Origin of the sequence: Phycicoccus jejuensis, from assembly GCF_000720925.1 — a bacterium.
In the GTDB taxonomy this organism is placed as follows: domain Bacteria; phylum Actinomycetota; class Actinomycetes; order Actinomycetales; family Dermatophilaceae; genus Phycicoccus; species Phycicoccus jejuensis.
Genome location: NZ_JOEE01000008.1, coordinates 148,843 through 161,558, shown reverse-complemented (window position 1 = coordinate 161,558; position 12,716 = coordinate 148,843). Strand labels below are relative to the sequence as shown.

The 12,716-nt window shown below is 73.4% G+C and carries 11 protein-coding genes and 1 pseudogene; 7 read left to right on the top strand and 5 right to left on the bottom strand.

The annotated features are described in order from the left end of the window. Positions 1-25: 25 nt before the first annotated feature. Positions 26-706, top strand: coding sequence for an alpha/beta hydrolase (locus tag IG69_RS0115535; RefSeq protein WP_084696858.1), 681 nt, complete (start codon positions 26-28; stop codon positions 704-706). Here IG69_RS0115535 and IG69_RS0115530 read toward each other — a convergent pair. The 3 genes from IG69_RS0115530 to IG69_RS21200 are packed head-to-tail and all read right to left on the bottom strand — an operon-like array spanning position 696 to position 5,466. After that, positions 696-944, bottom strand: a complete 249-nt coding sequence (locus tag IG69_RS0115530) for a hypothetical protein (RefSeq protein ID WP_030529088.1) — start codon at positions 942-944, stop codon at positions 696-698. The genes IG69_RS0115535 and IG69_RS0115530 overlap by 11 nt on opposite strands. After that, positions 941-2,395: a glycosyltransferase family 2 protein gene (locus tag IG69_RS0115525; RefSeq protein ID WP_245616170.1), complete on the bottom strand. Its 1,455-nt coding sequence runs from the start codon at positions 2,393-2,395 to the stop codon at positions 941-943. Before IG69_RS0115525 ends, IG69_RS0115530 begins: the two co-directional genes overlap by 4 nt. Continuing rightward, positions 2,392-5,466, bottom strand: a complete 3,075-nt coding sequence (locus IG69_RS21200) for a bifunctional diguanylate cyclase/phosphodiesterase (protein ID WP_051750629.1) — start codon at positions 5,464-5,466, stop codon at positions 2,392-2,394. Before IG69_RS21200 ends, IG69_RS0115525 begins: the two co-directional genes overlap by 4 nt. Before the next feature lie 248 nt (positions 5,467-5,714). On the opposite strand from IG69_RS21200, the gene IG69_RS0115515 reads away from it, so the two are divergent. From IG69_RS0115515 to IG69_RS0115495, 5 genes are read left to right on the top strand one after another with little or no spacing between them, the layout of a single operon-like run. Next, positions 5,715-6,749, top strand: a complete 1,035-nt coding sequence (locus IG69_RS0115515) for a sulfate ABC transporter substrate-binding protein (protein WP_157577654.1) — start codon at positions 5,715-5,717, stop codon at positions 6,747-6,749. Positions 6,750-6,757: 8 nt separating this feature from the next. Further along, positions 6,758-7,651: a sulfate ABC transporter permease subunit CysT gene (cysT, locus tag IG69_RS0115510; RefSeq protein ID WP_030529084.1), complete on the top strand. Its 894-nt coding sequence runs from the start codon at positions 6,758-6,760 to the stop codon at positions 7,649-7,651. Then, positions 7,648-8,457: a sulfate ABC transporter permease gene (locus tag IG69_RS0115505; protein WP_030529083.1), complete on the top strand. Its 810-nt coding sequence runs from the start codon at positions 7,648-7,650 to the stop codon at positions 8,455-8,457. The genes cysT and IG69_RS0115505 overlap by 4 nt, the downstream gene beginning before the upstream one ends. Further along, the gene (locus IG69_RS0115500) at positions 8,454-9,458 is read left to right on the top strand and encodes a sulfate/molybdate ABC transporter ATP-binding protein (RefSeq protein ID WP_030529082.1); all 1,005 of its coding nucleotides are present in this window, start codon (positions 8,454-8,456) and stop codon (positions 9,456-9,458) included. The genes IG69_RS0115505 and IG69_RS0115500 overlap by 4 nt, the downstream gene beginning before the upstream one ends. Then, positions 9,455-9,970, top strand: coding sequence for an RrF2 family transcriptional regulator (locus IG69_RS0115495; RefSeq protein ID WP_051750628.1), 516 nt, complete (start codon positions 9,455-9,457; stop codon positions 9,968-9,970). The genes IG69_RS0115500 and IG69_RS0115495 overlap by 4 nt, the downstream gene beginning before the upstream one ends. 7 nt (positions 9,971-9,977) lie before the next feature. Here IG69_RS0115495 and IG69_RS0115490 read toward each other — a convergent pair whose 3' ends face one another. Continuing rightward, the gene (locus IG69_RS0115490; protein WP_030529080.1) at positions 9,978-11,252 is read right to left on the bottom strand and encodes a competence/damage-inducible protein A; all 1,275 of its coding nucleotides are present in this window, start codon (positions 11,250-11,252) and stop codon (positions 9,978-9,980) included. 77 nt (positions 11,253-11,329) lie between these two features. Here IG69_RS0115490 and IG69_RS0115485 point away from each other — a divergent pair, with 77 nt between their 5' ends. Beyond that, a complete protein-coding gene (locus IG69_RS0115485; protein ID WP_169742079.1) occupies positions 11,330-12,070 on the top strand; it encodes an acyltransferase family protein in 741 nt (246 codons plus the stop codon). Here IG69_RS0115485 and IG69_RS21755 read toward each other — a convergent pair. After that, positions 12,042-12,711, bottom strand: a pseudogene (locus IG69_RS21755) (integrase core domain-containing protein); the annotation flags it as partial. The gene IG69_RS0115485 and the pseudogene IG69_RS21755 overlap by 29 nt on opposite strands. Positions 12,712-12,716 lie beyond the last annotated feature (5 nt).

The window sequence follows — 12,716 nt, the reverse complement described above, 5'->3', positions numbered from 1 at the left end:
CGGGCGCCCGGGGTAGACAGGACCCGTGACCGACGTGCGCAGCCGCCTGGAGCCGACGACCGTGCCCGCCGAGCCGCGGGGCGCCGTCGTCGTCCTGCACGGCGGCGGCAGCCGGACCGGCGGCGTGCCCGTCAGCCCCACCCAGCTGTCCGTGCTGCGGATGGTGCCGGTCGCGGGCCGCCTGGCCACCACCGGACGGCGCCGGCTCGCGGTCTGGCGGCTGCTCAACTCGACCCGCGGCTGGTCCGGCCACCCGAACCCGGTCGACGACGCGCGGTGGGCGCTCGACCGCGTGACGGAGCAGGTCGGCGACGTCCCGGTCGCGCTCGTCGGGCACAGCCTCGGGGGCCGCGCCGCCCTGTTGGCCGCCGGGGACGAGCGGGTGCGGGCCGTCGTCGGCCTCGCGACGTGGCTGGCTCACGGCGACCCCGTCGGGCCGCTGTCCGGCCGCGACGTCCTCCTCGTCCACGGGGACGCCGACCGCGTCGCCCGTCCGGACCTCGCGCGCGACGTCGCCCGGCGTCTCGGGCCGGGCACGCGTGGCGGCATCGTCACCGTGCCCGGCGGGAGCCACTCGATGCTGCGCCACCTCGGCACGTTCGACGGCCTCGCCGCCCGGTGGGTGGCGGCCTCGCTGCTCGGCGACGAGCCCGGCCCGACGCTCGCGCCCCTCCTCGCGGGGCGGGAGCGGGAGGTCAGCGCCTGAGGGCGTCCTCGTCCCTCGCGGCATCCGGGGCCACCGGGTGGATGCTGCGCGACTGGGCGCGCTGGTAGCGCCGCGGCAGCCACTCGCGCGGGTCGACCTTGGGGAGGATCTTCGCGACGGCCAGCGCGACGTACATGACCGTGTTGATGGCGACGAAGACACTGAGCACGGCGAACCACGGGGAGAAGATCGTGCTCTCGGGGAACAGGAGCCCGGTCGGCACGGCGACGGCGGTCATGCGTGCGGCCCGTCCCGGACGACGACCTTGCCGTCGGCCGACCGGGTCACGTGGGACCACTGCGCCTGCCGCCCGACGAGGATGTCGACCACGCCCTTGAGGAAGACGACGTTGAGGAACGTCGCGTAGACGAGCTCCGGGAAGAGCGTGGCCGCGACGAGACGGGCCCGCCATCCCCCACGCCAGGCGGTGACGACGCGCTCGACCATGAAGATCCCACCGACGCCGAGCCAGAAGGGGAACCAGACCCAGTCGTCGAGCGACACCGCCATCGTGAAGATCGCGGCGTAGTAGCTGAGCAGGGCGACCGACCCGTACCCGATGCCGAACTGCTGCACCCAGTACCGCGAGGTCTGCGGGGTCAGGCCGTAGGCCCCGAGGTTCTCGAGCGCCCCACGCTGCCAGCGCAGGCGCTGGTGCCAGATCGCCCGCCAGGTCGGCATGACCTCGGTGACCACCGTGCACTGCGCCGGCGAGGTCATGAGGGCTCCGAGCGACTTGAGGGCGAGCGTCAGCTCGTTGTCCTCGGTGAGCGCGACCGTGTCGTAGACGTCGCCGGGGACGCCCGGGAGCAGCCGGCCGCGCTGGGCCGCGACCTCGCGCAGCGCCGCGGACCGGAAGACCGACGCCGTGCCGGTGAGGACGAACAGCCGCCCGCGCCGGCGCTTGATGTCCCGGCTGTAGCGGATGTACTCGTTGCGCTGGAACTGCCCGATGAGACCGTGACCGTCCTCGCCCATGAAGAGGCCGCCGATCGCCATGAGGGCGCGGTCCTCGGTCATCCGCTGCTTCGCCGTCTCGAGGTACTCGTGGCCGATGACGGTGTCGGCGTCCATGACCATGACGGTGTCGTTCTCGCCGAGCTCCGGCAGCAGGCTCGCGAGGGCCTGGTTGAGGCCGCCGGCCTTCTTGTGCGCGTTGTCGACGGTCGTGAAGACCTCGACCCCCGCCGCCCGGGCCAGCTCCTCGGTCGCGTCGGTGCAGTTGTCGGCGACGACGACGACGCGGTCGGGACGGGTCGTCTGCTCCTGGAGGGAGGCGAGCGTGGCGACGATCCGGTCCTCCTCGTTGTGCGCGGGGATGAGGACCGTCACCGTGACCGGGCCGTGGTAGACCCCGGCGGTGCGCGCCATGACGAGCTTCGGCGCCAGCGGCGTCTCGCCCGAGTTCTCCGAGCGGCGGTAGCGCTTGGTGATGCGGCTCTCGACGAGCGCGACCCCGGCGGCCAGGAGGAGGGCGAGGCCGATCGCGGCGACGAGCAGCTGGGTCGAGGGAGCCTGCGTGTCGTAGAGGACCTGCCAGACCCCGAACACCGCGCCCTCCTTGGCGGGGCGCCGCGCCTCGGGGTCGGTGAGCGTGAGGGCGAACCAGAGCATCCCGGCGGCGGCCGTCGCCATGAGGACGACGAAGATGCCGGTGCCCCGCTGGAGCCGGTTGGTCGTGCTGCTCACGGGACATCCCTCCGCGGGTCGATGACGTGCGGCGTCGTTGCCCGGGCGAGGTCGCGGCGCCGTCCCCCCGGGGCCCCCACCTCATCCCCCAGGTGACGGGCCACGAACTCGTCGAACGGCACCGGCTCCCCCAGGAGGTAGCCCTGAGCGTAGTCGATGCCCAGGTCACGGACGACGTCGAGGGTCTCCCACCGGCCGACGAACTCGGCCACCGTGCGCTTGCCGAGGAAGTGCGCGATGCGGACGATCGACTCGAGGATGGCCCGGTCGGTGTCGCTCTGGTCGGAGTCGGCGACGAACTCGCCGTCGATCTTCACGACGTCGAAGCGCATGTGCTTGAGGTAGGAGAAGGACCCGAACCCGGTGCCGAAGTCGTCGAGGGCGAAGCGGACGCCGAGGGCACCGAGGCGGGCGGCGAAGGCCCGCGCGGCGAGCACGTCGGAGACCGCGGCCGTCTCGGTGACCTCGACGACGAGCGAGCCGGCGTCGATGTCGTGCGGCTCCAGGCCGGCGACGAGCTCGGCCTCGATGCCGGGGTCCCCCATCGAGCTGCCGGAGATGTTGACCGCCAGCGTGAGCCCGGGGGCCAGCGCCTGGAGGCGGCGGAGCATCGCGATCCCGTGCCGCACCACCCAGGCGTCCATGGCCGGGGCCAGACCGGTCCGCTCGGCGATGTACACGAAGCGCCCGGGGGCGACCGGCTCTCCCTCGTCGACGAGCCGGAGCAGGGCCTCCGCGCCGCTGACGCGGTTGGTGCGGACGTCGACGATCGGCTGGAGGTAGAGCTCGAAGAGGTCGTTCTCGATGGCGTTCTCGAGGCGGGAGCGCCAGGCCAGCCGGGCGCCCGAGCGCGGCTCCGGTCGCGCCGAGTCCCCGAGGAGGACGTAGCAGTTGCGGCCGTCGTCCTTCGCGTCGTACATGAGCATGTCGGCGAGGGCGAGGATGTCGGAGTCCTGCTGCTGGGCGTCGGCGAACGTCACGACGCCGACGCTCGCGGTGACCCGCCGGTTGACGCCGTCGAGGGTGGAGGTGTGCGCCCGCACGCGCTCGACGATCTCGGCCGCGACGATCTCCGCGCCGGCGCGGTCCGCGTCCGGCAGGAGCACGGCGAACTCGTCGCCACCCAGCCGCGCGACGAGGTCGGACGGGGGCACCGTCGCCCGCAGGACGTTCGCCGTCGAGACGATCAGCTGGTCGCCGGCCGCGTGGCCGAGCGTGTCGTTGACGTCCTTGAAGTTGTCGAGGTCGAGGAGGATGAGGGCGCCGGTGGGCCCGTACCGCTCGACGCGGCGGTGCTGGCGCTCCAGGTCCTCCTCGAACCGGCGTCGGTTCGGCAGGCCGGTCAGCGCGTCGTGGTCGGCGAGGTGGGTGAGGCGCTGCTCGTAGCGGTGCCGCTCGGAGACGTCGATGACGTTCATGACCACGACGCCGTCGGTCTCGGCCCGCTCCTCCCCCGCCGAGAGCACCCGGCTGGTCAGCGCCACGCGCACGTCGACGCCGTCGGGCCGGGTGAGCGTCCACTCGTCCCGGACGGGGCGGCCGTTCTCGTGGAGCACGCGCTCGAGGTGGCGGGCGACGTCGTCGGGGTGGCGCGGCGAGAGACCGTCGACCGGCAGGCCCTCGAGCTCGTGCAGCGGCCGCCCGGTGACCTCCGCGAGGCTGTCGTTGGCCCGGATGATGCGGCCCTGGCGGTCCAGCACGGCGATCCCGTGGGGCGCGTCGGCGACGAGCCGCTCGGAGCGCTCGCGCGCCGCGTCGAGGTCGGTGACGCGCCGGTGCTCCTCGGTGCTGTCGTGCAGCACGACGAGGGCGCGGTCGGGGCTGCGGGTGTCGAGGTCGCGCAGCGGGACGGCGTGGACGGTCACCATCCGCGTCTCGCCGCTCTCGACGTCCTCGAGGAGGACCAGCTCGTCCTCGACGCGCTCGCCCCGCAGGGCCCGGCCGGGTGCGCTCGTGTCCTCGGCGCGGTCCAGGCTCTCGGCCGAGAGCGCCAGCGGGGGCCGCGCCGCGAAGCCGTCCGGCAACGGCGGTCCGAGCCAGCGGTGGGCGGCGGTGTTGAGCGGACGCATCCGGCCGAGCCGGTCGACGACCGCGAGCGCGTCGGGGATGGTCTGGGTGATGGCGACGAGGTCCGCGGCCTGGATGCGCGCCGAGCGCCGCGACACCGAGAGCGACTCCAGGAGCCGGTCGCGCTCGGTCTGGACGGTCGCGAGGATCACCGCGAGCCCGGAGGCGAGGATCATGTAGGCCTGCAGGACCTGGGCCGCGGAGACCGGGTCGGCGATGGCGCCGAACGGACCACCGTCGGCGAACCGCACGAGGAGGAAGGTCCCGAGCGCGATGAGCGCCCCGTGGGCCGCCGCGAGCGGGACCGGCAGCCGGATGCCGCTCCAGAGGAGCAGCGCGATGGGGAGGAAGGCGAGCGGCAGCGTGTGGCGGGTCCCGAAGACGGACCAGACGACGGGGACCGTGACGACGAGGACGAGGCCGAACTCGGCGAGCTGCGCCCAGGTGGTGCGGGCGCGGGCGTGCCTGGTCGTCAGGCCTGGCGCCGTGAGGACCGCGACCGCCGCGCCGTTGCGCAGGACCCACGCCAGCGCGGTGGCCGGCGTGACCGGCGCGCCGCCGACGGGCCCGAGGGCGACGACGGCGACCAGGGCGCTGGCCGTGGTCGCGACGAACGCGGCGAGCATCAGCCGCCAGAAGTCGGACAGGCTCGCGTAGCGCTCGGCGTCCCAGCGGGGGCGGCCTCCCTGCCGGCGGCTGGTGCGCACCCGGAACTCGCTGTAGACCAGGCGCGTGCCCGCGGCGACGACCGCGTTGGCCACGCCGAGCAGGAGCGCGGTGCCCCAGCCGAACCCGGTCAGCCCGTTGGCGACGGCGGCGACGACGCCGGCCACCGCGGCCACGACCGCGAGCTCGCGGCGTCCGCGCGCCATCAGCCCCCAGAGGGCGCCCACCCCGGCGGCCGGCCAGAAGAGGGCCAGGCCCGTCGCGGGGTCGACGACGGCACGCCCGAGCACGGTGGCCAGGGCGTAGGCGACACCGAAGGACAGGGAACGCACGAGCACGCGGGACCTCGAGGACAGGGAACGAGGGGGTGTGCCCATCATGGACCGGGCGCGCCGAGTCGGCAGGTCGAGACGGTCCACCACGCCCGCCCCATCGGTCGCACGAGTCCCGACCTGAGGGTTTCGGGCCGGGCTCCTGTGCTCGCTCGCCACTTTCTCCGTTTCCTTGCGGCAATTCCTACTAACCCCATAGGGTTCGTGTGGCGGGCAGGGGTCCGCGACACACGCACGAGCCGCAGGAGCACATGATGACGAGCCGACGAACCGCACTGGCTGCCCTCCTCACGGGGGCAACCCTGATGGTGGGCGCCTGCGCCGGGGGCGGGGCCAGCGACAACGTCGACGCCGCCGCCGGCGGGGGGGCCGCAGGCGCCACGACGACGCTCAACCTCTACGGGTACGCCGTCCCGAAGGTGGGTTACGACCTGGTGATCCCCGCCTTCCAGAAGACCGAGGCGGGCAAGGGGGTGCAGTTCCAGCAGTCCTACGGCGCCTCGGGCGACCAGTCGCGCAAGGTCGCCGCCGGCGCCGAGGCCGACATCGTCAGCTTCTCCGTGGAGCCCGACGTCACCCGCCTCGTCGACGCCAAGATGGTCGACCCGGGCTGGAGCTCCGGCGAGCACCGGGGCATCCCCTTCGGGTCGGTCGTGACGATCGTCGTCCGCAAGGGCAACCCCAAGGGCATCAAGGACTGGGACGACCTGCTGAAGCCCGGCGTCGAGGTCGTGACGCCCAACCCGTTCAGCTCGGGCTCGGCGAAGTGGAACCTCCTGGCGCCCTACGCCGTGAAGAGCCAGGGAGGCCAGGACGTGCAGGCCGGCCTCGACTACGTCAACGCCCTCGTGAGCGACCACGTCAAGGTGCAGCCGAAGTCGGGGCGCGAGGCCACCGAGACCTTCCTCCAGGGCAGCGGCGACGCCCTGCTCAGCTACGAGAACGAGGCGCTGTTCATCGAGCGGGAGGGCGACCCGGTGGAGCACGTGACCCCGCCGCAGACCTTCAAGATCGAGAACCCGGTGGCCGTCCTCAGCACCAGCAAAAACGCGGCGAAGGCCAAGGCCTTCGACGAGTTCCTCTACACGCCGCAGGCGCAGAAGCTCTGGGCCCAGGCGGGGTTCCGGCCGGTCGACGAGACCGTCGCGGCCGAGTTCGCCGCGGACTTCCCCGCCCCGGAGAAGCTCTGGACGATCGCCGACCTCGGCGGTTGGAGCACGGTCGACCCGGCCCTCTTCGACAAGGAGAAGGGCTCCGTCGCGAAGATCTACAACGCCGCGACGCAGTGAGCGCAGGCGTGTCCACCACCACCCAGCCGGTCGGGGCTCCCCCGTCCCCGGCTCCCCCGTCGGCCGCCCCGGCGCGCGCCTCCTCACAGGGAGGGAGGCGCCGCCGGGGCGGTCCCGGGGGCCGCGCCCTCGGTCTCGGCGTCGTCGGCCTGTGGCTCAGCCTCATGGTGCTGCTCCCGCTCGCGGCCCTCACCGTCCGCTCGTTCGACGACGGCCTGTCCGGCTTCTGGGCCGCGGTCACCGCGCCGGCCGCCCTCGCGGCCCTCGAGGTCACGCTCGGGGTCTCCGTCGTCGTCGCCCTCGTCAACGCCGTGATGGGGACGCTCGTCGCCTGGGTCCTCGTGCGCGACGAGTTCCCGGGGCAGCGGGTCGTCAACGCCCTCATCGACCTGCCGTTCGCGCTGCCGACGATCGTCGCGAGCATCGTCCTGCTCTCGCTCTACGGCCCGAACAGCCCGATCGGCGTGCACCTCAACGCCACTCGCTGGGGGCTCGGGGTCGCCCTGGCCTTCGTCACGCTGCCGTTCGTCGTCCGGTCCGTGCAACCCGTCCTCATCGAGCTCGACCGCGAGGTCGAGGAGGCCGCGGCCTCGCTCGGCGCGTCGAACACGACGATCTTCCGCCGGGTGGTCCTGCCCTCCCTCGCGCCGGCGGTCATCTCCGGCACGGGGCTCGCCTTCGCCCGGGCGGTCGGCGAGTACGGCTCGGTCGTCCTCATCGGGGGCAACATCCCGCGGGAGACGCAGGTGGTGTCGCAGTACATCCAGCAGCAGATCGAGATCGACAGCCCGGCCGCGGCGGCCGCCGTGTCGGTGGCCCTGCTGTCGGTGTCCTTCCTCACCCTGTTCGTCCTGCGGGTCTGGGCCACGCTCAGCCAGCGGCGGGAGGCGAGCACCGCATGAGGACCTCCCGTCGGGCGACCCTCGCGCTGCGCACGCTCGCCCTCGTCTACCTCGTCGGTCTCCTCGCGGTCCCGATCGTCGTCATCCTCTGGCGCACCTTCGGGGAGGGTCTCGGCCCGTTCCTGGCGTCCGTGCGCACTCCCGCGGCGGTCTCGGCGCTCAACCTCTCGCTGCTCATCGTCGCGATCACCGTGCCGCTCAACGTCGTCTTCGGCGTGGTCACCGCCATCGCGCTCGCCCGGTGGCGGGTGCCGTTCCGCGGGGTGGTCCAGGCCGTCGTCGACCTGCCCTTCGCGGTGTCCCCCATCGTCGTCGGTGTCTCCCTCATCATGCTGTGGGGGGTCGGCGGGTGGTTCGGCGGCCTGGAGCAGAGCACCGGCATCAAGGTGATCTTCGGCCTGCCCGGCATGGTCATCGCGACCGTCTTCGTGACGCTGCCCTTCGTGGTCCGCGAGGTCGAACCGGTGCTCCACGAGATCGGCACCGAGCAGGAGCAGGCGGCCGCCACCCTCGGCGCGTCCGGCTGGCAGACGTTCTGGCGCATCACCCTGCCGGCCATCCGGTGGGGCCTGACCTACGGCGTCGTGCTCACCGTCGCACGGGCCCTCGGCGAGTTCGGGGCGGTGATCATGGTGTCGTCCGGCTTCCCGGGCGTCAGCCAGACCCTCACCCTCCTCGTCCACTCGCGCTACATCGACGACCACAACACCTACGGCGCGTACACCGCGGCGACCCTCCTCATGGGCCTCGCGCTGCTCACGCTCCTCGGCATGACGCTGCTCGACCGGAAGAGGACCCACCGATGATCACCGTGACCGACGCCCGCAAGACCTACGGCGACTTCGTCGCGCTCGACGACGTGAGCCTCGAGATCCCCGCCGGGTCCCTCACGGCGCTGCTCGGCCCGAGCGGCTCCGGCAAGTCGACGCTGCTGCGCTCGATCGCCGGGCTCGAGGACCTCGACGGCGGCAACGTGCGCATCGACGGCGAGGACGTGACGCACCAGCCGCCCCAGCACCGCGGCATCGGCTTCGTCTTCCAGCACTACGCCGCCTTCAAGCACATGACGGTGCGCGACAACGTCGCCTTCGGGCTGACCATCCGCCGCCGCCCGAAGGCGGAGGTCGCCCGCAAGGTCGACGACCTGCTCGAGATCGTCGGGCTGGACGGGTTCCAGCACCGCTACCCGGCGCAGCTCTCCGGTGGGCAGCGGCAGCGGATGGCCCTCGCCCGGGCCCTCGCCGTCGACCCCCAGGTGCTGCTCCTCGACGAGCCGTTCGGTGCCCTCGACGCCAAGGTCCGCGCCGACCTGCGGCGCTGGCTGCGCCGCCTGCACGACGAGGTCCACGTGACGACCGTCCTCGTCACGCACGACCAGGAGGAGGCGCTCGACGTCGCCGACCGAATCGCGGTGCTCAACAAGGGCCGCATCGAGCAGGTGGGCGACCCCGTCAGCCTCTACGAGCGGCCCGAGAACGACTTCGTCATGTCCTTCCTCGGCGCCGTCTCGCGCCTGGGCGACCGGCTGGTGCGTCCGCACGACATCGTCCTCGAGCGCGACCACGCGACGGCCGCGTCGCGCCAGGCCGCCGAGGGGGCGGTCGGCCCGCTCGTCGCCGCCCGTGTCGACCGGGTCGTCCGGCTCGGGTTCGAGGTCCGCATCGAGCTGACCGCGGACGACGGAGAGCGGTTCGTGGCCCAGGTGACCCGGGCCGAGGCGGAGCGCCGCCGGTACACCGCCGGCGAGGACGTCGTCGCGTGGGCCCTGCGCAGCGAGGAGCCGGTCGGCGCCGGGCCCGTGGCATGACGGGCAGGCTGCGCGAGGGGCCGCCCCGACCGGTCCGCCACAGCGCGGTGCTCGGCATCTCGGCCCGCACCGACTACGCCGTCCGGGCGATGCTGGCGCTCGCCGACGCCCGGGCGGCGAGCGCCGAGCACCTCACCTCGGAGCTGCTCGCGCGGCGGCAGTCGCTCCCCCACAAGTTCCTCGAGTCCGTCCTCCTCGAGCTGCGGGTCGCCGGGCTCGTCACGAGCCGGCGCGGGCCGCGGGGTGGCTACGTCCTCGCCCGGCCGGCCGCGGAGATCTCGCTCGGCGACGTGTTCCGGGCGGTCGACGGCCCGCTCGCCGAGGTCCGCGGGCTGCGGCCCCAGGACACCGCCTACGAGGGCGTCGCCGAGCACCTGCCGGCGGTGTGGGTCGCGGTGCGCTCCAGCCTCAGCGAGGTGCTCGACGGCACGAGCCTCCAGGACCTCCTCGACGGGGATCTGCCGCCGCACGTCGCGAGCCTCGTGGACTCCTCCGAGCGGGCGGGCGGCTGACCGCGCGTCAGCGGCCCTCGTCCAGCAGCACCCGGAGCAGGTGCAGGCACTCCACGACGGTCCGCCGACGCACGGCCTCCCGCGAGCCGCCGAGCCGCAGCACCCGGTGCTCGGTCCGGTCGGCGCTGCTGGCGCACACGTGGACGAGGCCGACCGGCTTCTCGGGCGTCCCTCCCCCCGGTCCGGCGACCCCCGTCACCCCCACCCCCCACGTGGTGCCCAGCCGCTCGCGCGCCCCCCGCGCCATCGCCTCGGCGACCTCCGGGCTCACCGCCCCGTGCTCCTCGAGCAGCCGTGGGGGGACGCCGACGAGCGCGGTCTTCGCCTCGTTCGCGTAGGTGACGAAGCCGCCGACGAGGTGGGCCGAGGACCCCGGCAGGTCGGCGACACGGCCGGCGAGCAGCCCGGCGGTGCAGGACTCGGCGGTCGCGAGCGTGGCGCCGGTGCCGGCGAACAGGTCGAAGACGACCTCGTCGACGGTGCGCCCGTCGGTGCTGTAGACGGCGTCCGCGAAGGCCGCGACGAGCGCCGCCTCGAGCCGGTCGTACGCGCCCTGGGCGGCGGGTGCGAACCGGGTGACGACCTCGAGTTCGCCCTCGCGCAGACAGGTCGTGACCTCCAGTCCCTCCAGCCCGCGCTCGGCCTCGTGCGTGCGCAGGACCTCTGCGAGCTCGGCCTCCGGCGGGCCCCAGATGCGCACCGTCCGCTGGCGCAGCTCCTCGCGCCCGGCGAGCGCGGCGAGGACCAGCGTGTCCCGCACCGCGTCCTCCCACATCGGCCGCAGCTCCCCGGGCGGACCGGGCAGGACGAGCACCGCGGGGCCCTGGGCGGAGGGGACCACCAGCCCCGGCGCGGTGCCGACCGGCTCCAGGACGTGCGCCCCCTCGGGCACCATCGCCTGCTTGCGCACCCCGCGGGCCATCGCCTCCGGGGCGGTGGCCCAGCCGCGGGCGGCGGTCAGCGAGGCGACGCGGGCCGCGATGCGGGCCTCGAGGTCGGGGTCGAGGCGCAGGACCGCGCCCTGCACCTCGGCGACGACCTCGGCCGTCAGGTCGTCGGCCGTGGGGCCGAGACCGCCCGTCGTGATGACGAGGTCGTGGCCCCCCGCCAGGTGGCGCAGCGCCGCGGCGAGGTCCTCGCGACGGTCGCCGACGACGACCACCTGGCCCACGTCGACCCCGAGCAGCCGCAGCCGCTCGGCGAGCCACGGACCGTTGCGGTCGGTGACGCGGCCGGTGAGCACCTCGGTGCCCGTGACGACGATGCCCGCACGTGCTGCCATGGACCCGAGCCTAGGTGTTCGCCTGCGCGTCACGTGGTGTCCGACCGGGGGTCACCGCGGGCCGCTCGGATGTCCGGGTGCCCGGTCCGAGCCCGTCCCGCAGGAACGACGTCGAGGGGCTGCGGGCCCTCGCCGTGCTGCTCGTCGTCGCCTACCACGTGTGGTTCGGGCGCGTCAGCGGCGGCGTGGACGTCTTCCTCCTGGTGTCGGCCTTCTTCCTCACCGGTGGGCTCGTGCGCCGGCTCGAGCGGGGTGAGCGGGTCAGCCCGCCCCGGGGGTGGGCGCGGATCTTCTCGCGCCTCGTCCCGACGGCCGCCGTCGTCGTCACGGCGACGGTCGGCGCCGCCCTGCTGCTCCTGCCCGCGCCGCGCTGGCGGTCGGTCCTCGTCGACGGCATCGGCTCGATGACGTACTCCGAGAACTGGGTCCTCGCCCACCGCGCCGTCGACTACTACGCAGCCGATAAGGGGTCGGCCAGCCCGCTGCAGCACATGTGGTCGCTGTCGGTGCAGGGGCAGCTGTTCCTCGTGTGGCCCCTCCTCGTCCTCGCCTGCGCGGCCGTCGCCCGACGCACCCGGAGGGTGGGCGTCCCCGCGGCCGTCGTCGCCGCCCTCGCGGTGGTCACCCTCGCCTCGTTCGCGTGGTCGGTGCACACGACGGCGACCCGGCAGTCCTTCGCCTACTTCGACACCACCGCCCGCCTGTGGGAGCTCGGCCTCGGCGGGCTGCTCGCCGTGCTGGTCGGCGGAGCGTCGACGCGACGTGCTGAGAGGTGGTTCCAGTCGAGCACTAGGTGTATGAGGGCTGGACTTTGGTGACGCCGTCCCGAAGTCGAGATGCTGGCGGCCGTCCACCGGCTCCGCTGTGCGGGCGGTGGTAGTTGAAGTGGATGTTCCAGACGGCGATCGCGGAAGTGCGAGCGTCCTCGCTATCGAACTCGCGGGCGTAGAGCAGTTCCTCGGCGAGGATTCGCTGGTACCGCTCAACCTTGCCGTTGTGGCGCGGGGTGTACGGCTTGGTCTTCTGATGTCGCGTGCGTCGTCCGACGATCCGCGCGAAGTCACCAGAGCGGTAGCAGGCCCCGTTGTCTGTGACGACCCGGTGGATGTGCGTGATGCCGTGCGCCGCGAACCAGACCTTGGCTCGTGCCAGGAACGCTGCAGCGGTGGCTCCCTTTTCGTCGGGCAGCGGCTCGGTGTAGGAGAGCCGGGAAAATCCGTCGACGGCAGAGTGCAGGTAGGTGTAGCCACGCTTCGCACCAGCCGACTTCGCTCGATCGACGGTCTTGGCATGGTCGCTGTCGCGGCCGTGAATGCGCCAACCGCCACCATCGGGGATCCTGCCGACCTTCTTCACGTCCAGATGCACCATGTGTCCGGGCCAGTGCGGGGTGATCTTCCCGGGCTTGCGGTTGTTTGTCGCCGCCAGGATCGATGAACTTTCGCCTGCCCAGTCCGAGCAGCC